The sequence below is a fragment of the Terribacillus saccharophilus genome (assembly GCF_046592595.1).
GTDB lineage: Bacteria > Bacillota > Bacilli > Bacillales > Amphibacillaceae > Terribacillus > Terribacillus saccharophilus_C.
Genome location: NZ_JAWVPF010000003.1, coordinates 199,737 through 222,632, shown reverse-complemented (window position 1 = coordinate 222,632; position 22,896 = coordinate 199,737). Strand labels below are relative to the sequence as shown.

Sequence of the window (22,896 nt, the reverse complement as noted above, 5' to 3'; positions counted from 1 at the left end):
TTTTTTGTTTTCAGTAACCAAATAATTTGATAAGCGATGAATGGATTATAGTAGTGTATGTTCTCCCTGTGGCAGAGAGCTGACGGATGGTGCGAGTCAGAACAAAGAACAGCATGAATTACGATCCAGGAGCTTTCTTCTTCGAACCGGGTGGTAAGGGGAAGACGGTGATGAGCCGTTATGATGAATGAGATATCGACTTAGTAACTACGTCGATAATTAGGGTGGTACCGCGTAAATCACGTCCCTGCTGATACTTTTTCAGCAGGGATTTTTGTTTGGTTAGACAGTTAAGGAGGTGGTTAACCATGGATGATGACTATTATTATACAACATCAATCAGAGCAGGATTTGATATAGAAAGAGGAGAAGAAAATGAATCAAAATGGTTTGCGGAAAGAGCTTTTACCTAGACACGTACAGTTTTTAGCATTAGCAGGTATGATTGGTACCGGAATTTTTAAAGGGAGCGGTGAGACGTTAGGAATTGCTGGACCAGGTGTAGTTGTTTCTTACTTGTTAGGCGGGGCCTTGCTGCTGATCGTAATGGTTGCTTTGGCCGAAATGGCGGTTGTGTATCCGAATCATAATGTGCAGCATTTAGTTCATAAGGCATTTGGGTTCCATATTTCCTTTATTGTTGGGTGGCTGTACTGGATTAACTGGACACTTGTTACCATCGTGGAAATATTAGCAGCTGGATCATTTCTTCAGTTTTGGTTTTCAGATACGCCGCTTTGGCTGTTAAGCGCTATTTGTGCGGCACTTATTATTGGAATAAACAGCTTGCAAGTGAAGTTTTACGGTGAGATGGAATTTTGGTTTGCCAGTATCAAGATTATTGCTCTTGTACTATTCATCCTATTGGGCGGGGCAGTTTTACTCGGATTGACGGACTTTGCCCCTGATTCACCAACACAGCATTTGCTTGGACATGGCGGCTTTTTCCCGAATGGTATGCAAGGTGTATTTGCAGCCTGCTTGATTGTCATGTTCTCCTTTGGAGGATCTGAGTTAATCGGGGTAGCGATATCAGAAACAAAAGATGTGAAAAAGGTGTTGCCGAAAGTAATCAAAGGTGTCGTTTGGCGAGTATTGCTGTTTTACATTCTTCCGATCACAATAATTGCTGGGCTTATACCATGGAATCAAGTCGCTGGAACGGAAAGTCCTTTCATTCAAGTCATGGACGCAATTGGTATTCCAGGAGTTGCGCACGTAATGAATTTCATCCTGTTGACTGCAGTTCTTTCCGCTGCAAACTCCGGAATGTTTGCAACTTCCAGAACAATGTTTTCATTGGCTGAAAAAGGAGAGGCTCCACAACTATTGACGAAGACTTCCAAATCAGGTGCTCCGATTAACGCAATCTCATTAAATGGAGTTCTATTATTGGTAGGTGCTGGACTGGCATACTTTGCTCCGGAAAGTATCATTGGAACAATGATGACAATCCCCGGATTCACAATGCTCCTTCTATGGCTGAGTATTTGCGCAGCACAGCTGAAATTACGCCGGGGATACAAAGAAATGCCCCACTTTAAAATGAGACTGTTTCCTGCGACAACAATTATTGGGATTGCAGGGCTCGGTATCATATTGATCGGATCAACATTCAGTAAAGGTATTTCAGTCGGAACGGTAGTTTGTTTCACAGCTTTAGCAGTACTGATTGTACTGGCTTTGATTATGGGGCGGAAGAAAAGAGAAGAAAAGACTGAATTAAAAAATGCACAATAAACAAGATCGTTTGAAGAGTCACTTATGTGGCTCTTTTTTTATGTGATGTACAACTGTTTAAAGAAAGAACAAAAAACGTCAATTTTCTCCAAATAGTCTAAAAAGTAGTAAAAAAGCCTTGATTAAATAATATAACTAATTGTATCATTGATAATGAGAACCAATATCAATTAGAAAGGGTTAACAGATACATAATATCTTAGCTTAAAAGTTTATAGCTCTAGCAAGATTGTTTTGCATAATAGATAACTTACATATAAAAAAGGGGAGAAAAACAAATGGTCAAGAAGCATAAATCCTTACTAAAGATGACGATTTTTTCAGTATTATTCCTATTGGTTTTATCCGCGTGTTCCGGTCAGTCGAATACGGAGGAGAATTCAGAAGGAAGCAATTCATCTGGCGGAGATACATCTGAAGGCTATCCAATCACGATTGAACATGCTTTCGGGGAAACGTTGATTGAATCCAAGCCTGAACGAGTAGCAACTGTACAATGGGGCAACCAGGACGTTGCACTTGCACTAGGTGTTGTTCCAGTAGGTTTTTCTGCAGCAAACTTCGGTGTGCAGGATAACAGCGGCCTTCTTCCTTGGACAGCTGAAAAACTGGAGGAGTTAGGTGAAAGTGATCCGAATGTTTTTCAAGATACAGATGGATTGGATTTTGAAGCCATTGCGGACTCACAGCCGGATGTCATTCTTGCAGCTTACTCAGGTCTGACTGAAGAGGATTATAATACACTAAGCGAAATCGCGCCTGTGGTAGCTTACCCGACTTCTCCTTGGACAACGTCTTGGCGTGACCAAGTAACAATGAATGCAAAAGGCATGGGAATGGAAGAAGAAGGCGAGCAGCTGATTGCGGATACAGAGAAAACAATTGAAGAAAAAGTAAACGAGCATTCAGATATTAAAGGCAAAAAGGTTGCTTGGGTCAACTTCTCTGCAACAGATCTATCTGAGTTCCACCTTTATACACCAGCTGATTCCCGCGTTGCTTTCTTAGAGGAAATGGGATTGGAATTCCCTGATAGTATTTCTGATTTGATTGAAGATGATGCAGCTTACTCTCTAAACTTGAGTGCAGAGAATGCTGACGTCCTTAATGATGCAGATATCATCATTGGTTATGGGGATGACAGCACGTATGAAGCGGTTAAAAATGATGCACGTTTGGGACAGATTAAAGCAATTCAAAACGGTTCTGTCGTGTTTATCGCAAATAATTCTGATCTGGCAGCTGCCGGAACCCCAAATCCACTTGCAATCGAGTACACAATCGATAACTATGTAACTCAGATTGACGATGCTTTACGAAACAATGAACAGTAATGCTGCAAAAAGACCAGTAGGACATAGACGAAGCTACTATGCAGCCATCATGATTGTTTTCTTCTTATTGCTGTGTGTTAGTATCGTAGCTTCACTGGTTTTCGGATCAAGATCTGTGACGTTGGATGACTTAATGGCAGGATTATTTTTATCCAGCTCGGATTCATATGCTGCAGCTGTGGTAAGTGAAAGAATACCTCGAACGGTATTTAGTTTGCTGTGCGGAGGAGCGCTGGGTGTGTCTGGCGCTCTCATGCAAGCAGTAACCCGTAATCCATTGGCTGATCCCAGTATATTAGGGGTAAACACAGGAGCATCTTTGTTTGTTGTGATAGGTATAGCATTTTTCAATATCAGTACAGCTGGACAGTATATTTGGCTTTCTATAGCAGGGGCTATCATTACAGCTATCATTGTATACGGAATTGGTTCAATGGGGCGTACTGGCAATACGCCTCTTAAACTTGTACTGGCTGGTGCAGCAACAAGTGCCATATTATCTTCGCTGATCAGTGCTATCATGCTTCCTCGATCTTTTGTGATGGATCAGTTCAGGTTTTGGCAAGTAGGAAGTGTGGGTGCTGCAAATTGGGATTTCATCGTAATCTTTTTGCCATTGTTAGTTTCTGGAATCCTGCTGGCATTTATAATGGCGCCATCGCTTAATGCATTGCTTTTGGGAGATGAGATTGCAACTGGTCAAGGAGTCCGCACGGGATTATTGACATTGGTATCTGCTTTCACCGGCGTCATTTTATGCGGTGCGGTCACCGCATTGGCTGGTCCTATTGGATTTATCGGTCTGCTGGCTACGCATTTAATGCGGCTCATCTTTGGCCCGGATTTACGCCTCATAATACCTATGTCAGCTATTTCGGGTGCAGCCATACTGACGATTGCTGATGTACTTGGCAGATTGATAGGGAGTCCTGGTGAAGTGGAAGCCGGGATTATAACTGCTTTCATTGGTGCTCCTGTATTAATACTGCTTGCAACTAAACTGAAAGTGCGGTCACTATGATAAACAGCTCAACAACTTTTATAAAACAAGGCAGAAAACGACGATTCAGAAGATGGCTGGTCATTAATATCCTGCTTGCAGCAGTTGCTGTTGGACTTTGTATGGCTATGCTTCTTTTGGGTAATACAATCTATCCTATTTCAGAAGTTATCCAAGTGCTTATGGGTGAAAGAATCCCAGGAGCTTATTTTGCTGTCAATACAATTAGGCTCCCAAGGATGATAGCTGGTCTTTTTGCCGGCTTGGCTTTTGGTATGGGAGGACATATATTCCAAACAATGCTCCGGAATCCGCTCGCGAATCCCGATGTACTGGGTATCACCACTGGTTCCAGTGCAGCAGCTTTGTTCAGTATCCTTATCTTTCAAACGAGCAATACAGTTGTTTCTTTAGCTTCCGTAATAGCCGGATTAGTCACAGTTTTGCTTATTTATTTATTATCATCAGGCAGTCATTTCTCCATTGGAAGGCTTATTCTGATTGGTATCGGTATCCAGGCAGCTCTCAGCGCAGTCATTTCCTATCTATTGATGGTGGGCAGCCAGCAAGATCTGCCAGCCGCACTTCGATGGTTAAGCGGAAGTCTGAACGGCGCTAAAATGGAAACTTTATTCCCGCTTATTTGTACAGTAGTAATTTTCGCTCCGCTATTAATTGTTTTGGGAAAGCATTTAGACATATTGGAGCTTGGGGAAGAGTCAGCATTATCACTTGGATTGAGTACAAATAAGATCAGGCTGATCCTCATAGTGAGTGCTGTACTCATGATAGCTTTTGCCACTGCAACTACTGGGCCAATAGCGTTTGTCGCTTTCCTGGCTGGTCCGATTGCTAAAAGATTAGTAGGATCTGGGTTTTCAAACGTGCTGCCTGCGGGTCTTATAGGTATCAACCTAGTTCTCGGAGCAGATTTGATAGGGCAATTTGCTTTTGAAGTAAGGTATCCAGTTGGTATAATAACCGGATTGGTTGGGGCGCCTTATCTGCTTTATTTACTCATAAGGATGAATCGAAAGGGATATTTATGATGAAATCAACTCACAAACTTCAAACAGAGCAAATTGTTTCCGGCTATGAAAATAAAAAAATCCTGCACGGGATTGATGTGGAAATTCCCAACAATCAAATCAATGTTATTATCGGTCCGAATGCTTGCGGTAAATCAACTTTGCTCAAGACGATGGCAAGACTGATCAAGCCAGTGTCTGGGGAAGTCATTTTAGATGGAAAATCAATCCACAAAATACCTCCTAAGAAACTTGCAAAAGTATTAGGGGTGCTGCCGCAGTCGCCGATCGCCCCTGAAGGTATTTCAGTGGCTGATTTAGTCGGAAGAGGCAGATTCCCGCATCAATCCCTGCTTAGTGGATGGTCAGAAAAGGATTATCAAGCGGTCGAGGAAGCAATGGATATGATGGGGATTACCGAGCTTGCTAACAGACATTTGGATGAGTTGTCAGGCGGCCAAAGGCAGCGGGTATGGATTGCAATGGCACTAGCTCAGCAGACAGATATATTGTTCCTTGATGAGCCAACGACCTTTTTGGATATCACGTATCAGGTTGAGATTCTGGACTTGCTTACAGATTTAAACCGAAAATATGGTACGACGATAGTAATGGTTCTTCATGATATCAATCTCGCTGCCCGCTATGCAGATTACATCTTTGCTCTTCGTAAGGGAGAGCTGATGGCCGAAGGACGTCCATCTAAAATCATTACGGATGAATTAATCAAAGAAATCTTCGATCTTGACTGTACTGTTATGGAAGATCCGGTTTCTAAATCCCCAATGATAGTGCCGCGGGGGCGTTATCACGTGTTTAGTTAAATAAGATAACACAGGAAAGGAGCACGCATACTGCGCTGCTCCTTTCCTGTGTTTCCATTTTAATAATAAGACATCAGAAGCTCGAGTTAATAAATACTATCTAGGCTTTATCCTTGGTGATTTTTTTTATACGCTAACGGTGTCATACCAACAGCGCTGCGAAATTTTGCAATAAAATAACTGGTACTGTTAAATCCCGCTTGATAAGCTACATCGGTGACATTTGCATGCTGATCCTGGAGCAGGAGCAAGCTCCTTTGGATACGATAATCCGTTACGTAGCTCAAAGGAGACTGTTTTACCATCCGCTGAAAATACCGGCAGGTCTCTGAACGGCTTAATTGCCCGGCTTTGGCAATATCGGACAGGCTTATTTTCTCATTGAAATGAGCATGGATGTAATGAAGCATTTGTTTCATGCGCTGACTTTTTACAATGTCCGTTTCGCTGTATTCCAGCTGTAAGCCATTCATGATTAAGTTTTGCCATATAAGATTAAGGTGATGGATTACGCTGATTTCAAAATAAGGTGACCTTTCCCTGATTAAGTGATGAATTTCCAGAATGGCTCTTGATATATTTTTCTGCCAATCTTCATCTGTTCCTATTTTAAAGTAAGTAAGATTAGTTGCTTGGATGTAGGGATGTACATATTTAACATATAAGTCCTGTGTTAAAAGGGTACGGGGTGACGCATTTAAACAGATATAGACACAGTTTGATCCAGTTAGATCATCTGCTCTGTGCAGGCAGCCGCTGTTGATAAAAATTCCTTCCCCTTTTTGAACCTCCACTTTCTCTTCATTTATTTGGAATACAGCATTACCGTTAGTGATAAGCACAAGTTGAATCTCATTATGCCAATGAAGCGGTATATATCCATGTACATGATGATCAATCGTTGTTTCATAACATGCTACAGGTAATTCGACTGTCTTGTGTTGAGTTAGTTCTTCTAATTGCGGATTAATCAAGAAATCTCTTATTTGCATGCTGTTACCTCAATATTGTTTTATTTTTATATTCAAATTTAGTATAAAATTACTGTTTGTTTATTTAAGATGGCACTATTGTAACAGAATGAGGAGGATATCAGGTGAAGAACAATCGTGTGTTAGGAATCGTTTTGGTACTTACAGGTGCTACTTTATGGGGAGTATCGGGTACGGTAGCTCAATTTTTGTTCCAGGAGCAAGGGTTCAGTGCGGAGTGGCTTACAGACATAAGGTTATTAGCAGCTGGAGTTTTCATGTTGTCGATTGTGTACATAAAAGAGGGTAAGAAAGTATGGTCGGTCTGGAGAAGCAAGTATGACGCAATGTGTATTATTTTATTTGGTATCCTGGGTATGCTTGCTGTGCAGTATACATATTTTGCAGCAATTAAACATGGAAACGCAGCAACCGCAACCATCCTCCAGTATTTAGCGCCAGCACTTATTACGTGTTATTTGGCACTGCGTTCAAAACGTCTGCCGTCATTTACAATTATCATATCTGTTGTAATAGCTATTATAGGTACTTTCCTGCTGGTAACAGGTGGGAATCCCCAATCTCTTTCTATTTCCGGTTGGGCTATCTTTTGGGGTATTGCCTCAGCATTTGCTTTAAGCTTTTACACATTACAGCCTTTAAGACTGCTTGCGGACTGGGGTTCGGGTATAGTAGTTGGTTGGGGTATGCTGATTGGCGGTATCAGTTTCAGTTTCATACATCAACCATGGGAAGTGCAGGGGGATTGGTCATTAGCTTCTATAGCGGGGGTTTTATTTGTTATCCTTTTCGGTACAATTATTGCTTTTTATTTTTATTTGGAAAGTACAAGACATATTGCAGCGTCAAAGGTGAGTCTGCTTGCTTCTGTTGAACCATTGTCTGCAACATTTCTTTCTATCTTCTGGTTCCATATTCCGTTTGGACTAGCTGAGTGGGCGGGTACAATCTTGATTCTATGTACTATTTCGATTTTATCTATCGTGAAAGATGATAAAAAGTAATATGTCAGTTTCTTCACCTAAAATATATAATTAACTAATAGGGTATGTACTGACATGATTGATAAGTGAGGGAAGAAATACATGATGGATATTAACTTCACAGCGCCGCGTCCTGAGTATATAAAAGAACTGATGTACATAGAGAATTCAGGGTTTACACCAGATGAAGCTGCAACGGAAGAAGCGATGCTGAACCGGATTACAGTTATTCCTGACTCATTTATCGTTGCTAAAGATGAGCAAGCTAAGATAATTGGTTATGTAGTAGGCCCAGTGATAAATCACCGTTATATCACAGACAATCTATTTGAGCACTCATTACCAAATCCATTAAGAGGAGGATTTCAAAGTATCCTCAGTATAGCTGTGCACCCAGAGTATAGAGGGAAAGGTGTTGCTTCACAATTATTATGTGAGTTAGAAAGAGTCTGCAAAAGGAATAAGAGAGACGGAATCACGTTGACATGCTTAGATTACTTGGTTCCTTTTTATGAAACGAATGGGTACCGCAATGAAGGTAAATCAGATTCTGAGCATGCGGGTGAGGTGTGGTTTAATCTGGTCAAAGAAATGAAAACGGGAGATTGACTTATGTTGATGGATATATGAAAAAATACGCTTAAAAGGCGTCTTTTTTATGTGATTAGCTTATGCGAGGCAGCGCAAGGGCTTTTATCAAATCATCGATTCTCCTATTGCTCCAATTTTTATATTAAATTCCCGGTATAGCAAAGCCTATAAGTAAGTAATGTGACTGAGATTAGGTTTGATAGATTTGGTTAGTTTCTACGACAATTTTTGCTATTAAATGATATAAATAGGTATTTTATATTTCACATGATAAAATAAAGTGTTGAGTACATATATGTTAAGGAGATAGAGGGATGGGAACCGGAAAAAAACTGCAGATATCACCAGATAAAGGATTACACGAGTTTTTTCGCGATAACATAGGTCATCTTACTAATAAATGGGTTGGAGAACTTAATAGACCTTCGGGAGTATATGGTTCCAATGATCCAGCGGTCAGGGAATTGTTAACAAAGCAAATAAATGCTTTCTATGTACGATTTGCTGAGTTGTTCAATCCGGGAAATCCTTCTTCTTATCAACTGTTGGAAGAATGGGTATTGGAAATGACACAAGATGATCAGCATTTGAATACACCGATCGAGGATATACTTGATGAATTCAGCAGGTCGGAATCATTATACCTGGAACTCTTAGAAGATTTTGTCGCTGAACGTGATTTATGTGGGAAGGAAACGCTTAGACATACAAAGAACGTAACGGATGCTTTTAATCAGATTGTTGTCTGGTTTACAAGAGAGAACGCAAAGCAAGCTGAATTCAAGCTGGCCGCACAGCAAACAATGATCTTAGAGCTTAGTACGCCGGTCATTTCATTGACACCGGATGTTGCACTTCTGCCTCTTGTAGGTGATATTGATACAAACCGAGCGAAGTATATGATGGACAATGTGCTCGAGCAATGTGCAAAATTAGGAGTTGAATACCTGATCCTTGATATGTCAGGTGTGGTAATAATAGATACGATGGTTGCCCATCGGATCTTCAATATAGTCAATTCCTTGAGGCTGCTTGGAGTAGAAACAATATTGTCTGGTATCAGACCTGAAATAGCTCAGACTGCAACACAACTAGGAATTGGATTTGATGTGAAAACGACACATTCTTTGAGAGTGGCAATCGATCGCTATGTAATGAAATAAGCAAAAAAGAAACTCTCCACTTTCGATTGCAGAAAGAAGGAGAGTTATTTTTTTGCTTTATAATGGATCGCTTGTTTTAAAAGTGCAATATCTGCATTGATATGCTTTTTAATGGATTCTTCTGAGCATCTGTCGAAATCATGCATTAACCTGGCTAGCTCCCTATAAATTAATTTCTTTTCATTTAAGTACACGTTATTGCTGTCCCCCTCAACTAAACTACTATGCCCGATATTTCGACATTGTAAACCTTTATTTCTAACTGAGGAAAACTTTACATATTCAAGAGCAACTCAAAAAAATTATTATAAAAATAACAACCCAAATTGACTGGGTTGTTATATAGTGTCATTGCCTTAATTTGGTCCCACTACTGCATGAGGGATATAGGCTTCTTCCAGAAAAGCGATCTCTTCATCGGTTAGCTTAACGGCTAGAGAACCTACAGCATCTTCGAGATGGGATATTTTCGTAGCACCGATAATAGGAGCGGTTATTGTTTCTTTTGATAACAGCCAAGCCAGTGCAATATGGATACGTGGAACATCATGTTTCTCCGCTATTGCGGCTACTCTTTCTGCGACCACTCGGTCTGCATTGGCAGTTGCATCGTATTTTGATCTTTGAATTTCGTCTGTTTTAGAACGATGAGTTGTTTCCGACCAATCACGTGTCAGTCTTCCTGATGCAAGCGGGCTGTACGGAGTCACACCAATTTTTTCTTCTTTACAAAGTGGAAGCATTTCACGCTCTTCTTCACGATATATCAGGTTGTAGTGATTCTGCATCGATACAAAGCGTGTCCAATTATTTTTCTCGGCTGCGTGTAGTGCTTTTTGGAATTGCCAAGCGTACATAGCTGAGGCGCCAATATATCTTGCCTTTCCAGCTTTCACTACATCATGCAATGCTTCCATTGTTTCCTCGATAGGGGTATTGTAGTCCCAGCGATGGATGATATAAAGGTCTATATAATCTGTACCTAGTCTTTTAAGGCTTTTATCAATCTCACTCAAGATGGCTTTTCTGGAAAGACCTGCACCATTTGGTCCATCGTGCATCCGTCCATGGACCTTTGTTGCCAGCACTACTTCGTCTCGATTGGCATAATCCTTTAATGCTCGACCTAAGAATTCTTCACTCGTTCCCATTGAATATACATTTGCTGTATCAAAGAAATTGATACCAAAATCCAGTGCTTTTTTAATGATAGAGCGACTTTGCTCTTCGTCAAGAACCCATTGATGAATCCATTTTTCTGCTTCGCCAAAGCTCATGCATCCTAAACAAAATCTTGAAACATCCAAACCTGTATTTCCTAGTTTTATATATTCCATTTATATAATCCTCCTTTTATATTTTGTCTATTACTATCTCTTAGATTGTCTCATATAATTTAATCAGACATGAAACCCATTCGTATCAAGTTTTTGCCTGATCCTCTCAAAAGCTTTCCAAAGTAAAAAAATATCAATTAAAATGAACACATCCAATATAGAAGGGGACGGCAAATAAACATGATTAAGGATACTGAGAAGCAGCAAGTACTGGGCGGACTTATCAGCAAATATACCGGTCAAGATGGTGTTCATCCTACTTCTATCGAATCGTTATTTCTTATCCGTGAATCCATGGTCAGAGAACCCATAGCTAGAGTTAATGAGACCTCTTTTTGCATTATTGTCCAAGGAGAAAAAGAGGTATGGCTGGGGGAAGAATGCTTTAGATATGGACCAGGCAATTACATCGTGGCATCAGTAGAGCTGCCAGTAACCGGGCAAGTCATTCATGCCTCAAATGATTATCCCTACTTGGCCCTCAAACTTGAATTTACCCCAAAGGAAATCTTAGAAATACTTAATGAAGCAGACACAAAGTCCGGGAAGAAACGTGATACAAAGCGAGCCATGTTTATTGGTAAATCAGACTCCGCTTTGCTAGATGCGGTAATTAGATTAGCTAGCTTGTTGGACAGCCCGAAGCACATCCCGATACTCGCTCCATTAGTAAAGAAGGAAATACTCTATTGGGTTTTGCAGGGACCAAATGGGGACGCACTCGAACAAATGGCCTTAGAAGGCAGCAATGCCATCCGAATCAGAAATGTAATTGAATATATCATTTCTGATATTGATAAATCTTTCCGAATAGAAGATTTAGCGGAGATAGCGAATATGAGTGTCTCTTCTCTCCATCGGCATTTTAAAGAAGTGACGTCTATGAGTCCGATTCAGTTTCAAAAGCAGTTGAGATTGCAGGAAGCCAGACGTTTGTTATTAGCTGAGTTACCAGATATAGCGGAAGCTGCTTTTCGAGTTGGTTATGAAAGTCAATCTCAATTCACCCGCGAATATGCCCGGATGTTTGGTTTTTCACCTAGAGCAGATATAAAGAGACTCAGGGAGGAGCCGAAGGAAAAAGTCTGAGCTTCTGGGAAAGAAAAAAACAGGCTGTCGAGGTATTCCCGACAGCCTGTTCATTTAATTTGTGTTTAATCAATATCTTACCAAGGCTGGCTAGTTGGTCCGACTGTGAATTCGTTAATGTTCGTATCTTCAGGCTGATCCATTGCAAAAGCTACAATATTCGCAATTCGATCAGGAGTTATACCATATTGTTCGTACATTGCAGTCATGCCTTCTGAAATGTTCTTATCCGTGATGGTATCGAGCAATTCTGTGTTGATAGCCGCAGGATAAATAGTGGCTGTGCGGATATTCGTGCCTTCTTGAGCAGATTCCATGCGCAAGACTTCCATCAAATCACGGACAGCCCATTTAGTTGCACCATATACTGCCCCGCCTGGGTAAGCCTTGAGTCCAGCGACTGAAGAAGTAGTGATGATATGGCCGGACTTTTGTGCAGTGAAGGTAGGCAGTACTGCTGCGATGCCATTCAATACACCTTTAATATTAACATCAATCATACTGTTCCATTCGTCCGTTTTCAATGCGGATAGTGGTGAATTAGGCATTAATCCAGCGTTCAGGAAGATAACATCTACACCGCCAAAAGTGTCTTTTGCTAATTGTACAAGCTGTTGGCTGTCATCTGGATTAACCACGTCTGTGACGTGATAAGCAGCTTGACCGCCAGTTTTTTGAATTTCTTCAGTCAATGCTTTCAGTTTGTCTTCGCGGCGAGCTCCTAAAATAACTTTAGCTCCTTGGCTAGCCAATAATTTTGCTGTTGCTGCCCCTATTCCAGAGGAAGCTCCAGTGATGATAACTACTTTATTTTCGATGGTCATATTAAATCCTCCTTTGTGAATACGTTGAGTCTACACCCTAGAGTCAGCTCTAAAGCAAGAGTGAAGTTTCATATTTTTCAAGAGAGCATTTGTTTGATCTGTTTAGCTCGTAAGATTGATGATGCCAGAAGGGAGCATTAGGTATAAAAATTAGAGCCATCTGTATATTTACAATACGGATGGCCCTTTTTATTAAGTGGCAGCTGGAATTTCAATTTTATCGTTCTTATGTATATCTTCGGTTCCAGCTTCTAAGGCAGTTTTGTAATAAAAGCATTTATGCTTGATAAGTTTCATCGTTTCTTTTAGTTCTTCCATCTGTTTTTCCACCACAGATTTTCGTTCCATAAACATGTCAAATCTCTGCTGCAGCGTACCGTCCCCATCTGTACACCAATCAATGAAGGTCTTAATTTCCTTTATCGGCATACCAGTTGATTTCAAGCATTCAATGATGTTTAAAGCGGCAATGTCGGATTCTTTAAATAAACGTCGGCCGCTTGCTGTACGTTCAACAAAAGGCATCAGTCCTTCCTTGTCATAGTAACGCAAGGTGTATGCTGTAACATTCAATTCCTTTGCTACTTCACTGATTGTATATGTCTTCATCGTATCTCTCCTTTTCTATAAATATATAGACTTCGAGTTCACTCTATGAATAGGAAGGATTCTATCATAGGATTTGCTGAACGTCAAAGTGATGGAGATTTAAATATATATAAAGTGGTGTAAATATTTACTCACATGCTTGACTTAGAGTTGACTCTAAAGATTACAATTGTTTGCAAGAGAAGAAAGGATAAAGTCTGTCCATATTATTCTCTAAAACTATAAACTTCAATGGAGGTTTTTTAAATGGTAATCGCTAAAGCACGGGCTGTTGACGGTCCAAATAAATCTTTTCGAGCTGCTGAAATTAAAAGGCGTGAACTTGATAATCAAGATGTTTTAATCGAAATTAAATATGCGGGTATTTGCCACTCTGACATACATACTGCCCATGGAGAGTGGGGAGAGGTCAACTATCCGCTTGTACCAGGACATGAAATTGCTGGAATCGTTACAGACGTAGGTACCGAGGTCACGAAGTATAAAGTCGGTGATCGAGTAGGGGTAGGTTGTATGGTCGACTCATGCGGAGAATGTGAAAACTGCGTAAAAGGTGAGGAACAATACTGTCTAAAAGGAAATATCCCTACTTATGCGGGTGTGGATAAATATGGAGAGCCAACCCAAGGCGGTTATTCTTCGCACATCGTCGTAACAGAGGACTTTGTAGTTAGAATTCCTGATAATATCGAACTTGATGCTGCGGCTCCATTGCTTTGTGCCGGTATTACGACATTTTCACCACTTAACCACTGGGGAGCTGGACCTGGCAAAAAAATAGCGGTTGTTGGTTTAGGTGGTCTAGGCCATATGGCTGTCAAGATTGCTCATGCTATGGGTGCGGAAGTGACTGTCCTTTCGCAATCATTGAAGAAGAAAGAAGATGGTTTGCAATTCGGTGCAAGCAGCTATTATGCTACAAGCGATCCAGAAACATTCGAAAAACTTGCAGGATCCTTCGACCTAATCATTAATACTGTAAGTGCAAAGATCGATCTGAATGCATATCTTTCCTTGCTGAATTTAGATGGCACCATGGTTAATGTTGGTGCTCCGGCTGATCCGTTGTCACTGAACGTGATGACTCTCATCGGTCATCGTCGCTCTTTTGCAGGTTCCTTGATCGGAGGCATCCGTGAAACGCAGGAAATGTTAGATTTCTGTGCAGAACATGATATTGCACCGGAAATCGAAGTGATAGCTGCTGACCAAATCGATGAGGCATATGAACGTGTTCTGTCCTCAGACGTAAAGTACCGCTTCGTAATCGATAACAGCACGTTGTAATATAAGTAACCTTCAATCCAGGATGTCCTGATATGCAGTTTTAGGGCATCCTTTTCTCTTAAGCTCCCTTCAAAAGCAATATGTATCTTTAAAAGAGTTATTAACGGAGAAAGGTGGAAATATGCTCGTAACAAAGTTAACTGTAAAACTTCATCGTGGATTACAGGCAAGAAATACGGCGTTATTTGTGGATAAAGCATGTTCCTTTTCAAGTGATGTGATACTTGCCAAAAGGGGAGTATCCAGTGATGGAAAAAAGATCATGAGAGTGATGGATTTAAACGTAAATGATGGCGATGAGGTTACGCTGATGGTAAATGGGTGTGATGAGCAAGTAACTTTTGACACATTAAAGTGTTTTCTTTTAGATAAATAGACCTTGAAAGCAATAAATAAATAGGCTGCTTTTGTACAAAAATAATAGTCAGCCAGTCTTAAAGAGCAGTATAGTGATGGTTTATAAAAGAGCGGCCGCAAAATAAAATCGGAAATTGCTGTATTTTAAAATTTGAATATGAAAATAGAGAATTTAAGTTAGTGGAAATCATAAATCATGATTACAATAGCTCAAATGATGAATCTCACAACCTTATGGTTCCTAAATAAAAGACACTCTTAAGAGTGTCTTATTCAATTTCTTCTGTCTTTTCATTCTTCTGAGCAAGGATAATATAAACTGGCTGGTTTGCGATTTTCGTTGATGGAAAAACTTTATCTAAAATGGAAAAGCCAGCAGCATGGATTTCAGTTTCCATATCTGCAGAAGAAACTCTTGGTCCAGTTGAAGTCTCAGTTTTTTCTATCTCAATACATAAGAACAACCCTTTTTCGTTTAATGTTCTGTGAATTTCTTTCAGCGCTGCTGCAAGGGGCTGAACTTCATGCAAAGCAATAGAAGCAAGAGCAACATCAATCGTCTGATTTTCTAAGGGAATATCTTTAAAGTTTCCGGCAACGGTACTAATGTTTATGATGTTTCTTTCCAATGCTTTGTTATCAAGGTATGTCAGGATATCTTCATCATAATCGAATGCATATACATGTTTGACACGCTCAGCAATCGGAAGAGAAATATAACCCGTGCCAGCTCCAAGGTCCAGTACATTATCGTCCTTTGTTATATGTATAAATTCAAATAACTCACTTGCAGGAAATCTTTCGATATTTTCTAAGTTACTGATTTTCTTCTGTAATTTTTGATTCATACTAGCTCCTTTAATTAAAGATAAATAAACTCTATAATAACTATAATGGAAACCTAGCATGTTGTAAATAGTAATGCACTACGATTTTGTAAAAGCTTAAAACATAAAAAAAGCTGCCATTTGGCAGCAGATCAGAAAAAAATTGAAGTCGATTATAGGTAAGCTTCATTTAGGTCAATAGAAAGCTCCTCTAAAGTAAGAAAATCAAAACGAACAGATTGATCTCTTCCTTGGGGACTGCATGCAAATAATCCAGCTGAAATTGCTGCAGCATCAGGAATGTCCAAATGAGCGATGCGCATTTGCATCCATTCCTTGCCATCTCAGGAGAAGTCTATATAACAATTCTGAGCTATCCTGGATAACCGTAAGTATAAATCGATATCTTTATCTTTTACATATTGTGTTGACCAATCAGAGTAGCCTTGATTGGTAACTACAGCGCCTAATTTGCTTAAGCTATTTGTTATATATTCTAAGGAAGTTTTTACCCACACATCCTTTGAATAACGAATCATCAATCCTGCATGGTCATACTTTGAACTCGGCAAAGCCTTTACCTTAGTGGTCATTCTAAAGTTCTTATCTGTTTTCATATAAAGAAAATGTCCATTGTCATTTTCGAAACCATAATGAGTTTTTTGCCAGAAGTCTGTTTCTGGATCAGTTTTTAGAATCAATTGAGAGCTCTGTTTATCAATAAACCATTTTTGAGGTTCATAACGCCATTGGAGTAAGCTATTGAAATTTTCACTTTCAAACCTCTCATCTAGGAGCATTGATTTTATCACGTGAATCCCTCCAATTTCTGTATGTCCTTACCATTATACTTTTTTGTCAATACCATAAGAATATGATATAAATTCTTTTAGCACTCATATCTCTTTGATTTGATTTTTATGGTGTGACCTTATACAATGTAGTGAATTGAATATTGATAAATGTTTTCTAGGGTTCCGCAGCCGTGGCTGGTCTGGTCCGAGAGAAAACTCACAGTATTCACTGTGTCACGGAAGGATAAAAGCCTGGGAGAAACTGTTCAACAGTTACTCCCAGGCTTTTTTTATCTGGGACAGAATATATCTGGAGGTGGGAAAAATGAATAAACACTGGTTGATGGTTATTGTAGCAGCAGTTTTTGAAGTGTTATGGGTGATTGGATTAAAACACGCAGGTGGTGCTTTGGAATGGATTGGAACGATGATTGCAATCGTAATCAGCTTTTATCTAATGATAAGGGCTGGACGCTTTATACCAGTTGGAACGGTTTATGCCGTATTCGTTGGATTGGGAACCGCAGGTACTTTCTTCGCGGAGATTCTTTTCTTTGGACAGCCGTTCGTCCTGAATAAATTTTTGCTGGTAGTTTTGTTACTGGCAGGAGTGACCGGGCTGAAACTTGTAACAAAAGATAAAGAAGCAGAGGGGGCAGAGCAGTAATGGCGTGGACATTTTTAATTCTTGCTGGTTTGTTTGAAATGTTAGGTGTTGCTATGATAAACAAACTGCATAACGGTAAAAACTGGATACCAGCAGTCCTGCTGATTCTTGGATTTGGAGCGAGCTTCCTTTTACTTTCCATTGCGATGGAAAGCTTGCCAATGGGAACAGCTTATGCGGTATGGACAGGGATTGGAGCATCAGGCGGTGCTGTTGTAGGGATGTTATTCTTTAATGAATCGAAGGATTGGAGAAGGATCTTGTTTATCGCTATGGTATTGGGAGCAGCAGTTGGATTAAAACTTGTTTCCTAAAAGTCATCTCAGTTCAATTTGGAGCGGATCTATTTCTGAGATAGTAAAAGATTGATCTTACTAAGGTAAAAAGTGTTATCATACTAAGTAAGATTAAAATGCCGATTGAACAACAAAATTATTTATTTATATCTCATCAGAAGCAGGTGATACATTGAGTGACCTAATTCATAGATTGCAAAGCAAAGCATTTGAACTGACGGAAGCACAGCGAAGAATCGCTGATTATGTGGCCCAACATCCAATGGAAGTAGCATTTCTTACTGTGGATAAATTAGCTTCTGCTGTAGGAACGAGTACAGCTACCATTATGAGATTCTCTGCGGCAGTTGGCTATTCAGGGTTTTCTGAGCTTCAGAAAGAACTACAAGCAAGCATGAAACATAAAGCAGCTCCTCAAACCAGACTGGAAGCCAATTTAAAAGATGCAAATAAAAGTGAACTTTTGCAGCAGCATGTAGAGCTGCAATTTGATAATATCCAATATTCCTTGGACAATATCCCCGATGATACCTTACAAGAAATCATCAATAAAATAGCGGCATCAGAAAACATTCTTTGTACCAGTGTGCGGAGCGGGAGACCGGTGGGAGAATACATAGCTTTTGGTTTAAACAGGATCCTGGGAAATTGCAGATATATTGATGCAGATAAGAGTGAATGGGTCGACGAATCCGTAAGTCTTACCTCGTCAGATTTAATAATTGCTGTGAGTTATCCGCGATATGCGGAACGAATTGCAAATATGTTAGAAGTAGCCAAGTCCTGCGGTGCTCAAATCATCTTGATAACGGATAGTTATACTTCTCCGATGACTAAGTATGCTGATTTCATCTTACCTTGTTCTTCTGCAAGTGCAGCTTCTCATAATAGCATTGTTTCAGCTATTTTTATTGTAGATTACATTTTAAGTGCTTTAGCGATAAATTATCCTGAAAGAACCAAGCCTAGACTTGATAAAATCAACGATATTCTTACAAAAATGAGTTATCACACAAAACGTTAATTGTGTGATAACTCATTTTTATTTTGAATTAATTTTATGAAAGCGCTTTACCAATATCGAATAAAGTGATATGATCACACCATCAAAGTAATAAATATTACCTTAATAAATTTACGAGTAATAAACATTACTAAGGGGGATCAGCAATGGAAACCGTAACGTTATTACCAAATGAACTAATTGAGCGAGCTAAAAAGTTGAATACGACACTTCTTGCAGATGTTATGGGGTGTACAGGTGCGATGGATTACCGTATCAAACCAGTCAGCTCAGGTATGGAATTTGTAGGGACTGCTATGACGGTGAGCCTGAGACCTGGAGATAATTTATTCCTTCACCAAGCTATCTATTCTGCTAAGAAAGGGCACGTTTTAGTAGTTGATGGAAAAGGACATACAAATAATGCGTACTTAGGCGAATTAATGGCTAGTTCTGCAAAGGCTATTGGAGTAGAGGCTGTTGTGATTGACGGATTAGTAAGAGATAAAAAAGCACTGGAAGAGTTGAAATTCCCTATATACAGTAAAGGTTTTAATCCAAACGGTCCTTATAAAGACGGTCCTGGAGAAGTAAACAAAGTCATCTCTTGTGGAGGAGTCCGTGTTATACCTGGTGATTTAATTGTAGGCGACGATGATGGTGTGGTTGTCGTACCTGCCGATCGAATTGACGAAGTGCTTTATAAAGCTTCCGAAAAATTGGAGTATGAAGAAAATCGTCTCAAAACAATTGCACAATATGCGAATATGGAACAACCTGATCCGATGTCTTTGGCTCCAAAATGGCTGGAGAGCAAAATCAAACAATAGAAAGAATAGGAGAGGAAGAATATGAAACTAGGGTTTATTGGATTTGGGGAAGCCGCATATGAAATGGCATCAGGATTGAATCAAGAAGGTCTGGAAAAACCTTATGCATTTGATGCACTATTGAGTGATCCCAATTTCTCGGAACGAATCAGAGAAAGAGCATACGCAGCAAATGTGGAACTGATGCACAGAGCCAGTGATGTTTTACAAGCCTGCAGCATTGTCATTGCAGCCGTACCTGCCAATAAGACATTGGGAGTTGCTCAAGAACTTGCAGATAGCTACAAAGAAAATTTGGTTTATGTAGATGTATCTGCAGCAACGCCGGAAATAAAGAAGCAAGCAGCCCAAATAGTGGAAGCGGGAGGTTCTTTATACGTAGATGCAGCAATGCTTGGACCGCTACCTGTATATAAACACAAAGTTCCGATTTCAGCCAGCGGTAAAGGAACAGATCTCTTCATTCATAATCTAGCTGAATACGGTATGCAAATTTCCAAGATAAGTGACAACCCCGGTGATGCGTCAGCTCTCAAACTTATCAGAAGCATCTATATGAAAGGTATTGTTGGTTTGATGGTCGAGTTTCTGGAAGCAGCTAAGAAATATGAAGTGGAAGATGAAGCGATCAGTTCCATCGATGAAACGATGAACGCAAAAACATTTGTCGAAACGATGAATCGACTTGTAACAGGTAGTGCACTCCATGCGAAGAGAAGAGCAGTGGAACTAGGCGGCTCTATCGAGATGCTGAAAGGCTCCCATATAGATGCTAGTATTTCGATTGCTGCCCAAAAGAAATTGGAGAGACTGGCTGATTTGAATATCCCGGAAAAGTATGACGGAAACAAGCCGGAAACTTGGGAGGAAGTGCTGGACTTGTTGATGCAGGAGAAGGACGTGTATAACGCATAAAATGTAAGCGTTTAATTAAAGGCACGCAGAATTGGAGGGACATGAGATGACTGGTTTTATCGCATTAATAGTGTTCATTGCTGTCATTATCATCTGGAACGTTATCGTCAAGCGCAATATGGGCGAAGCAATGCTGTTAGGTTTCATTGCTACTGTCTTATTCGGAGGAATGGATGCTCCAAGATTATTTTGGGAAGGATTAGTTTTTGCGTCTACTTATGAAGTATTATATGCAGCTGTTGCCTTTGTTTTCATGGCTTTCTTAGTAGATCAGCTCAACTTGATTCAGGCTCTCTTGCGCATATTCAACTCACTTATCGGAAAGCTGCCAGGTGGTGCAGCATACATGAGTACGGTTGGTTCCGCTATCCTTGGCGCTCTTTCCGGTTCCAATTCAGCAAATACTGCAACCACTGGATCAATCACGGCACAGTGGATGATCAAATCCGGGTGGAGTCGTGAGACGACAGCGACAATCCTTGCTGGAAATGGTGGTTTAGGTGCCGCATTGCCGCCAAACTCTTCGATGTTTATCATGCTTGGATTTGCACCAATTGGAGCTGTTGTTGCAGAAGGCGACCTGTACATTGCGTTGCTGATTGGTGGAGGTTACCAGGTCTTATACCGATTGATACTAATATTCTTGCTTGTGAAGAAAGACGGTATCAAATCCTTGCCTTCAGAGGATTTGGTAGGGTTTAGGCAAGCTGTAAAACAAGGCTGGAAGTCCATATTCATCTTCGCTGGTGCTTTGATTCCGATTCTTGTTACAGTGGGGCCAATTGCCGAAGCTTTGACAAACAACCCTAATATAGGTCCGGAGGCAATGGATCAAATTTCGTTGATTACGTGGATACCTATCCTGATCATGCTTATCAGTTTGATTATCGGCTGGAGAAAGACGCCTGGATCTATAGCGAATTGGTCACGGATGTTATCCACTGCCATCCCGCAATTCACCACAATAGGAGCTTTGATGTTATTTGCAGTGGCAGCCAGTGAAGTGCTGTCACAATTAGGGCTTGCTGCTGATCTCAGTCAGATCACGTCTGCACTGGACGTACCAAAATGGCTGATGGTCCTGATGGTCGGAATATTGGTCACATTGGTAGCAGGGCCGTTGTCGTCTACCGCGACACTTACAGCAGTTGGTTTAGTTTCCTTTTCTGCTTTAACTGCCGCTGGTGTAGATCCATTAGTAGCTGTAGTAGCTATATTGGCATTCTCATCAACCGAGGGAGCTTCTCCTCCAGCTTCAGGTTCGATATTCATCGCCTCTGGTCTGGCAGGAGCAAAACCAGAAAAAACATTCATCCCGCTAATTATGTATTACATGCTGCCAATTGTCGGAATCGGTTGGCTGATCGGTATGGAGATCCTGCCAGTATAAAAGAGATAGGAGTTGATATTGATGCGAAAACTTGCAGAACTATTATTTAAAGTTTTTCTTGTAGCATTTCTGGCTTGTGGTACGCTGCTTGTATTTGGACAGATCCTTGGCTTGATTCTGCAGAATGGAGATATTATCATTCGCAGTGCAGAATGGTTCAAGAATCCTACAATTATATTGAGTGCATTATTCAGCCTTGTTGGTTTTTCTTTGAACTACTTGCCGAAACGGAAGGATGTAAATAGCGAAGAGAAGAGTATGTCCGGCAGCTGAATCTTCCCCCGTTGATACGGGTTTCATAAGTGAACAACAGTAAGGCTGGGCTTTCATGCCGCAGATCTTACTGTTGTTTTTTGTATTCTGTGAGTTTTTTAACAAAAGGAAGACTCCTCAATCATCCTAACCTCAATCATCCTAAAATGAAGTTTTATATCTATTTACGTACAAGTACTTCATCAATAATACCGTAATTCTTCGCTTCCTTCGCACTCATAAAATAATCACGATCTGTATCAGCAGCTACCTTTTCGATCGGCTGTCCGGTAAAGTCTGCGATCAGTTGATTGATGTGCTGTCTTTGTTTCATTATCCTCTTAGCAGTTATTTCAATATCGGCTGCCTGTCCTCTTGCTCCTCCAAGCGGCTGATGGATCATAATTTCACTGTTTGGCAGCGCATATCTTTTACCCGGAGTACCTGCAAGAAGCAGCATAGCACCGAAGGAGGCAGCCATACCTGTGCAAATCGTTTGTACATCTGGACTGATATACTGCATTGTATCAAGAATTGAAAAACCTGCAGAAATGGAGCCTCCCGGACTGTTGATATATAGCGAGATATCCTTATCTGGATCATCAGCGGCTAAGAATAACAGCTGCGCGACAATAGCATTGGCCATACTATCATTTATCTCTTCACTCACCATTATAATGCGATCCTTCAACAACCTTGAATAGATATCATAGGATCTTTCTCCCGTTTTCGATTGTTCTACTACGTAAGGTATTGCAGTCATA

General features: G+C 40.4%; 24 protein-coding genes, 1 pseudogene, 1 riboswitch and 1 other annotated feature. Of the genes and pseudogenes, 18 read left to right on the top strand and 7 right to left on the bottom strand.

The features are described 5' to 3' along the window. Positions 1 to 27: 27 nt before the first annotated feature. Positions 28 to 252: a binding site (T-box leader), on the top strand. A 123-nt stretch (positions 253 to 375) separates the two neighbouring features. The 5 genes from SFC25_RS06180 to SFC25_RS06160 all read left to right on the top strand — a co-directional run bounded on the left by SFC25_RS06180 (position 376) and on the right by SFC25_RS06160 (position 5,926). Further along, the gene (locus tag SFC25_RS06180; protein WP_411214429.1) at positions 376 to 1,740 is read left to right on the top strand and encodes an amino acid permease; all 1,365 of its coding nucleotides are present in this window, start codon (positions 376 to 378) and stop codon (positions 1,738 to 1,740) included. Between the two features lie 278 nt (positions 1,741 to 2,018). Further along, entirely contained in the window at positions 2,019 to 3,074 is a 1,056-nt protein-coding gene (locus tag SFC25_RS06175) for an iron-siderophore ABC transporter substrate-binding protein (protein ID WP_411214428.1), read from the top strand. Positions 3,075 to 3,123: 49 nt separating this feature from the next. Continuing rightward, the gene (locus SFC25_RS06170) at positions 3,124 to 4,095 is read left to right on the top strand and encodes a FecCD family ABC transporter permease (RefSeq protein WP_411214592.1); all 972 of its coding nucleotides are present in this window, start codon (positions 3,124 to 3,126) and stop codon (positions 4,093 to 4,095) included. Further along, positions 4,092 to 5,123 carry a FecCD family ABC transporter permease gene (locus SFC25_RS06165; RefSeq protein ID WP_411214427.1) on the top strand — a complete coding sequence of 344 codons (1,032 nt, stop codon included), beginning with the start codon at positions 4,092 to 4,094 and terminating at the stop codon, positions 5,121 to 5,123. The genes SFC25_RS06170 and SFC25_RS06165 overlap by 4 nt, the downstream gene beginning before the upstream one ends. Further along, positions 5,123 to 5,926, top strand: coding sequence for an ABC transporter ATP-binding protein (locus SFC25_RS06160; protein ID WP_411214591.1), 804 nt, complete (start codon positions 5,123 to 5,125; stop codon positions 5,924 to 5,926). The genes SFC25_RS06165 and SFC25_RS06160 overlap by 1 nt, the downstream gene beginning before the upstream one ends. Positions 5,927 to 6,033: 107 nt before the next feature. On the opposite strand, the gene SFC25_RS06155 is transcribed toward SFC25_RS06160, so the two are convergent. Continuing rightward, positions 6,034 to 6,918, bottom strand: coding sequence for an AraC family transcriptional regulator (locus SFC25_RS06155; RefSeq protein WP_411214426.1), 885 nt, complete (start codon positions 6,916 to 6,918; stop codon positions 6,034 to 6,036). Between the two features lie 104 nt (positions 6,919 to 7,022). Between SFC25_RS06155 and SFC25_RS06150 the strand changes: the two genes are divergently transcribed. From SFC25_RS06150 to SFC25_RS06140, 3 genes are all read left to right on the top strand, one after another. Next, positions 7,023 to 7,922, top strand: a complete 900-nt coding sequence (locus SFC25_RS06150; protein WP_411214425.1) for a DMT family transporter — start codon at positions 7,023 to 7,025, stop codon at positions 7,920 to 7,922. Positions 7,923 to 8,003: 81 nt separating this feature from the next. Continuing rightward, a complete protein-coding gene (locus SFC25_RS06145; RefSeq protein ID WP_411214424.1) occupies positions 8,004 to 8,510 on the top strand; it encodes a GNAT family N-acetyltransferase in 507 nt (168 codons plus the stop codon). A 296-nt stretch (positions 8,511 to 8,806) separates the two neighbouring features. Beyond that, positions 8,807 to 9,655 carry an STAS domain-containing protein gene (locus tag SFC25_RS06140; protein ID WP_411214423.1) on the top strand — a complete coding sequence of 283 codons (849 nt, stop codon included), beginning with the start codon at positions 8,807 to 8,809 and terminating at the stop codon, positions 9,653 to 9,655. Positions 9,656 to 10,011: 356 nt separating this feature from the next. Here the strand turns inward: SFC25_RS06140 and SFC25_RS06135 are convergent, their stop codons facing one another. Beyond that, on the bottom strand, positions 10,012 to 10,992 hold the full coding sequence (locus SFC25_RS06135) for an aldo/keto reductase (RefSeq protein WP_411214422.1): 981 nt from the start codon (positions 10,990 to 10,992) through the stop codon (positions 10,012 to 10,014). A gap of 180 nt (positions 10,993 to 11,172) precedes the next feature. On the opposite strand from SFC25_RS06135, the gene SFC25_RS06130 reads away from it, so the two are divergent. After that, the gene (locus SFC25_RS06130; RefSeq protein ID WP_411214420.1) at positions 11,173 to 12,081 is read left to right on the top strand and encodes an AraC family transcriptional regulator; all 909 of its coding nucleotides are present in this window, start codon (positions 11,173 to 11,175) and stop codon (positions 12,079 to 12,081) included. A 77-nt stretch (positions 12,082 to 12,158) separates the two neighbouring features. On the opposite strand, the gene SFC25_RS06125 is transcribed toward SFC25_RS06130, so the two are convergent. After that, a complete protein-coding gene (locus SFC25_RS06125) occupies positions 12,159 to 12,905 on the bottom strand; it encodes an SDR family oxidoreductase (RefSeq protein WP_411214419.1) in 747 nt (248 codons plus the stop codon). 192 nt (positions 12,906 to 13,097) lie between these two features. After that, positions 13,098 to 13,514, bottom strand: a complete 417-nt coding sequence (locus tag SFC25_RS06120; RefSeq protein WP_411214418.1) for a MerR family transcriptional regulator — start codon at positions 13,512 to 13,514, stop codon at positions 13,098 to 13,100. A 246-nt stretch (positions 13,515 to 13,760) separates the two neighbouring features. Here SFC25_RS06120 and SFC25_RS06115 point away from each other — a divergent pair, with 246 nt between their 5' ends. Together SFC25_RS06115 and SFC25_RS06110 are read left to right on the top strand one after the other, a co-directional pair. Beyond that, a complete protein-coding gene (locus SFC25_RS06115; protein ID WP_411214417.1) occupies positions 13,761 to 14,801 on the top strand; it encodes an NAD(P)-dependent alcohol dehydrogenase in 1,041 nt (346 codons plus the stop codon). A 121-nt stretch (positions 14,802 to 14,922) separates the two neighbouring features. After that, positions 14,923 to 15,177 (top strand): HPr family phosphocarrier protein, encoded by a 255-nt coding sequence (locus tag SFC25_RS06110; RefSeq protein ID WP_411214416.1) that lies wholly within the window; start codon positions 14,923 to 14,925, stop codon positions 15,175 to 15,177. Positions 15,178 to 15,427: 250 nt separating this feature from the next. Here SFC25_RS06110 and SFC25_RS06105 read toward each other — a convergent pair whose 3' ends face one another. After that, positions 15,428 to 16,006 (bottom strand): class I SAM-dependent methyltransferase, encoded by a 579-nt coding sequence (locus SFC25_RS06105; RefSeq protein ID WP_411214415.1) that lies wholly within the window; start codon positions 16,004 to 16,006, stop codon positions 15,428 to 15,430. A 152-nt stretch (positions 16,007 to 16,158) separates the two neighbouring features. After that, positions 16,159 to 16,785 (bottom strand): annotated as a pseudogene (locus SFC25_RS06100) (DUF1349 domain-containing protein). 158 nt (positions 16,786 to 16,943) lie between these two features. After that, positions 16,944 to 17,040, top strand: a riboswitch (guanidine-I (ykkC/yxkD leader). Between the two features lie 64 nt (positions 17,041 to 17,104). Here SFC25_RS06100 and SFC25_RS06095 point away from each other — a divergent pair. The 7 genes from SFC25_RS06095 to SFC25_RS06065 all read left to right on the top strand — a co-directional run bounded on the left by SFC25_RS06095 (position 17,105) and on the right by SFC25_RS06065 (position 22,153). Next, complete coding sequence (locus SFC25_RS06095) at positions 17,105 to 17,446, top strand: DMT family transporter (RefSeq protein WP_411214414.1); 342 nt, start codon at positions 17,105 to 17,107, stop codon at positions 17,444 to 17,446. Further along, positions 17,446 to 17,760, top strand: coding sequence for a DMT family transporter (locus tag SFC25_RS06090; protein WP_411214413.1), 315 nt, complete (start codon positions 17,446 to 17,448; stop codon positions 17,758 to 17,760). Before SFC25_RS06095 ends, SFC25_RS06090 begins: the two co-directional genes overlap by 1 nt. A 154-nt stretch (positions 17,761 to 17,914) precedes the next feature. Beyond that, positions 17,915 to 18,766, top strand: coding sequence for a MurR/RpiR family transcriptional regulator (locus SFC25_RS06085; protein ID WP_411214412.1), 852 nt, complete (start codon positions 17,915 to 17,917; stop codon positions 18,764 to 18,766). A gap of 146 nt (positions 18,767 to 18,912) precedes the next feature. Beyond that, positions 18,913 to 19,575, top strand: a complete 663-nt coding sequence (locus tag SFC25_RS06080) for an RraA family protein (RefSeq protein WP_411214411.1) — start codon at positions 18,913 to 18,915, stop codon at positions 19,573 to 19,575. 21 nt (positions 19,576 to 19,596) lie between these two features. Further along, a complete protein-coding gene (locus tag SFC25_RS06075) occupies positions 19,597 to 20,490 on the top strand; it encodes a prephenate dehydrogenase/arogenate dehydrogenase family protein (protein WP_411214410.1) in 894 nt (297 codons plus the stop codon). 46 nt (positions 20,491 to 20,536) lie between these two features. After that, positions 20,537 to 21,880, top strand: a complete 1,344-nt coding sequence (locus tag SFC25_RS06070) for a TRAP transporter large permease subunit (protein ID WP_411214409.1) — start codon at positions 20,537 to 20,539, stop codon at positions 21,878 to 21,880. Positions 21,881 to 21,901: 21 nt separating this feature from the next. Then, on the top strand, positions 21,902 to 22,153 hold the full coding sequence (locus tag SFC25_RS06065) for a hypothetical protein (RefSeq protein ID WP_411214408.1): 252 nt from the start codon (positions 21,902 to 21,904) through the stop codon (positions 22,151 to 22,153). Positions 22,154 to 22,313: 160 nt separating this feature from the next. On the opposite strand, the gene clpP is transcribed toward SFC25_RS06065, so the two are convergent. After that, positions 22,314 to 22,895 (bottom strand): ATP-dependent Clp endopeptidase proteolytic subunit ClpP, encoded by a 582-nt coding sequence (gene clpP / locus SFC25_RS06060; RefSeq protein ID WP_411214407.1) that lies wholly within the window; start codon positions 22,893 to 22,895, stop codon positions 22,314 to 22,316. Between the last annotated feature and the right edge of the window lies 1 nt (position 22,896).

Coding starts and splice junctions, on each gene's coding strand:
- SFC25_RS06090 (WP_411214413.1), top strand. CDS start 17,446: ATGGCGTGGACATTTTTAATTCTTGCTGGTTTGTTTGAAATGTTAGGT.
- SFC25_RS06135 (WP_411214422.1), bottom strand. CDS start 10,992: ATGGAATATATAAAACTAGGAAATACAGGTTTGGATGTTTCAAGATTT.
- SFC25_RS06065 (WP_411214408.1), top strand. CDS start 21,902: ATGCGAAAACTTGCAGAACTATTATTTAAAGTTTTTCTTGTAGCATTT.
- SFC25_RS06120 (WP_411214418.1), bottom strand. CDS start 13,514: ATGAAGACATATACAATCAGTGAAGTAGCAAAGGAATTGAATGTTACA.
- SFC25_RS06155 (WP_411214426.1), bottom strand. CDS start 6,918: ATGCAAATAAGAGATTTCTTGATTAATCCGCAATTAGAAGAACTAACT.
- SFC25_RS06110 (WP_411214416.1), top strand. CDS start 14,923: ATGCTCGTAACAAAGTTAACTGTAAAACTTCATCGTGGATTACAGGCA.
- SFC25_RS06180 (WP_411214429.1), top strand. CDS start 376: ATGAATCAAAATGGTTTGCGGAAAGAGCTTTTACCTAGACACGTACAG.
- SFC25_RS06145 (WP_411214424.1), top strand. CDS start 8,004: ATGATGGATATTAACTTCACAGCGCCGCGTCCTGAGTATATAAAAGAA.
- clpP (WP_411214407.1), bottom strand. CDS start 22,895: ATGACTGCAATACCTTACGTAGTAGAACAATCGAAAACGGGAGAAAGA.
- SFC25_RS06175 (WP_411214428.1), top strand. CDS start 2,019: ATGGTCAAGAAGCATAAATCCTTACTAAAGATGACGATTTTTTCAGTA.
- SFC25_RS06160 (WP_411214591.1), top strand. CDS start 5,123: ATGAAATCAACTCACAAACTTCAAACAGAGCAAATTGTTTCCGGCTAT.
- SFC25_RS06170 (WP_411214592.1), top strand. CDS start 3,124: ATGATTGTTTTCTTCTTATTGCTGTGTGTTAGTATCGTAGCTTCACTG.
- SFC25_RS06080 (WP_411214411.1), top strand. CDS start 18,913: ATGGAAACCGTAACGTTATTACCAAATGAACTAATTGAGCGAGCTAAA.
- SFC25_RS06095 (WP_411214414.1), top strand. CDS start 17,105: ATGAATAAACACTGGTTGATGGTTATTGTAGCAGCAGTTTTTGAAGTG.
- SFC25_RS06165 (WP_411214427.1), top strand. CDS start 4,092: ATGATAAACAGCTCAACAACTTTTATAAAACAAGGCAGAAAACGACGA.
- SFC25_RS06125 (WP_411214419.1), bottom strand. CDS start 12,905: ATGACCATCGAAAATAAAGTAGTTATCATCACTGGAGCTTCCTCTGGA.
- SFC25_RS06075 (WP_411214410.1), top strand. CDS start 19,597: ATGAAACTAGGGTTTATTGGATTTGGGGAAGCCGCATATGAAATGGCA.
- SFC25_RS06115 (WP_411214417.1), top strand. CDS start 13,761: ATGGTAATCGCTAAAGCACGGGCTGTTGACGGTCCAAATAAATCTTTT.
- SFC25_RS06130 (WP_411214420.1), top strand. CDS start 11,173: ATGATTAAGGATACTGAGAAGCAGCAAGTACTGGGCGGACTTATCAGC.
- SFC25_RS06070 (WP_411214409.1), top strand. CDS start 20,537: ATGACTGGTTTTATCGCATTAATAGTGTTCATTGCTGTCATTATCATC.
- SFC25_RS06105 (WP_411214415.1), bottom strand. CDS start 16,006: ATGAATCAAAAATTACAGAAGAAAATCAGTAACTTAGAAAATATCGAA.
- SFC25_RS06140 (WP_411214423.1), top strand. CDS start 8,807: ATGGGAACCGGAAAAAAACTGCAGATATCACCAGATAAAGGATTACAC.